At 74.6% G+C, this 1491-nt stretch carries 2 protein-coding genes; both read left to right on the top strand.

Annotated features, from left to right (window positions below):
• On the top strand, nucleotides 1-660 hold a 660-nt coding region (locus tag ACFU99_RS43380), incomplete at its 5' end, for an SDR family oxidoreductase (protein ID WP_384404241.1).
• A complete protein-coding gene (locus ACFU99_RS43375) occupies nucleotides 657-1481 on the top strand; it encodes a cyclase family protein (RefSeq protein ID WP_384404238.1) in 825 nt (274 codons plus the stop codon). The genes ACFU99_RS43380 and ACFU99_RS43375, both read left to right, overlap by 4 nt.
• The last annotated feature ends 10 nt before the right edge of the window (nucleotides 1482-1491 follow it).

Here is a 1491-nt window from a genome sequence, read left to right as displayed (position 1 = left end):
GTGCTGATGAACTACGCGCACGACGACGACCGGGCGCTGCGGGCCGAGAAGGAGCTGGTGGAGGCCGGGGGCGCGGTGCGGCTGATGCGCGCGGACATGTCCACGCCGCTGGGGGTGGTGCGGCTGCTGGAGGAGATCCGGTCCGGGTACGGGCGGCTCGATGTCATGGTGCACAGCGCCGGTTCGTTCCATCCGATGGCCACCGCCGCGCCCCGTGTCGAAGGGTGCCTGCGGGACGGCGCGGTGGCGCTGGGGCCGCTGGTGTACGGGGCAGGGCGGCTCGGCGACCTGCTGGCGCCGGGTTCCGGGCGGCTGGTCGCGGTTTCCGCCACGGGCGCCCGTTCGGTGGTGCCGGGCTATGCGGGCCTGGGGATGGCGAAGGCGGCGCTGGAGTCGATGGTGCGCTATCTCGCGGTGGAGCTGGCCGGGCGGGGCGTCGCCGTCAACGCGGTGGCCGGCGGCAAGCTCGCGCCGGAAGGCCCCGACGGACCGGTCGGGCCTCCGGCGGAAGCGCTGGCGCGGCTCGTGGCGCGGACCCCGGCCGGCCGGCTGACCACGGCCGACGAGGTGGCGGACGTGGTGGCGCTGCTGTGCCGGCCGGAGGCGGCGGCGCTGCACGGCCAGGTGCTCACCGTGGACGGCGGGGCCGGGCTGCTGTGACGGAGACGGTGCGGCAGGACAACGGGAACGGCCCCCGCGGGACGGCCTCGCGCTTCATCGACCTGTCCCAGGCGGTGGACGCCGGGCAGTGGGAGGTCGATCCGGTCAAGCACGAGATCATGAGCCCGGCCGAGGGCGGCCGGCACATGGCGGAGGGGATGCGGCGCCACCACGGCGTGGATTTCGACCCGTCCGAACTCCCCGACGGCGAGTTGCTGTCGCTGGACACCCTGACGCTCACGACGCACACCGGCACGCATGTCGACGCGCCGTCGCACTACGGCTCGCGCACGGCGTACGGCACGCCGCGCCATATCGACCGGATGCCGCTGGACTGGTTCCAGCGGCCGGGGTTCCGGCTGGATCTGCGGGGCGAGCCGGTCGGGGCGATCGGCGCGGGCCGGGTGCGCCGGGCGCTGGACGAGGCCGGGAGCGTGCCCGGCCCGCTGGACATCGTGCTGCTGTACACGGGCGCGGACCGGCTGGCGGGGACGCCCGAGTTCTTCACGGACTTCGCGGGGCTCGACGCGGCGGCCACGCGTCTGCTGCTGGATCTCGGGGTGCGGGTGATCGGCACCGACGCGTTCAGCCTGGACGCGCCCTTCGGCCACATGATCAGGGAGTATCAGCGCACCGGGGACCGGGGCGTGCTGTGGCCGGCGCATTTCGTGGGGCGCGAGCGGGAGTACTGCCAGATCGAGCGGCTCGCCAACCTCGGCGCCCTGCCGGGTCCCACCGGCTTCACGGTGACCTGCTTCCCGGTGAAGATCGCGGGCGCGGGGGCGGGCTGGACACGGGCGGTCGCCGTCGTCGAGGAGTGACGCATACGAC

This window comes from Streptomyces sp. NPDC057654, assembly GCF_042800135.1.
Classification (GTDB): Bacteria; Actinomycetota; Actinomycetes; order Streptomycetales; family Streptomycetaceae; genus Streptomyces.
This window is presented reverse-complemented; position numbering and strand designations above follow the sequence as displayed.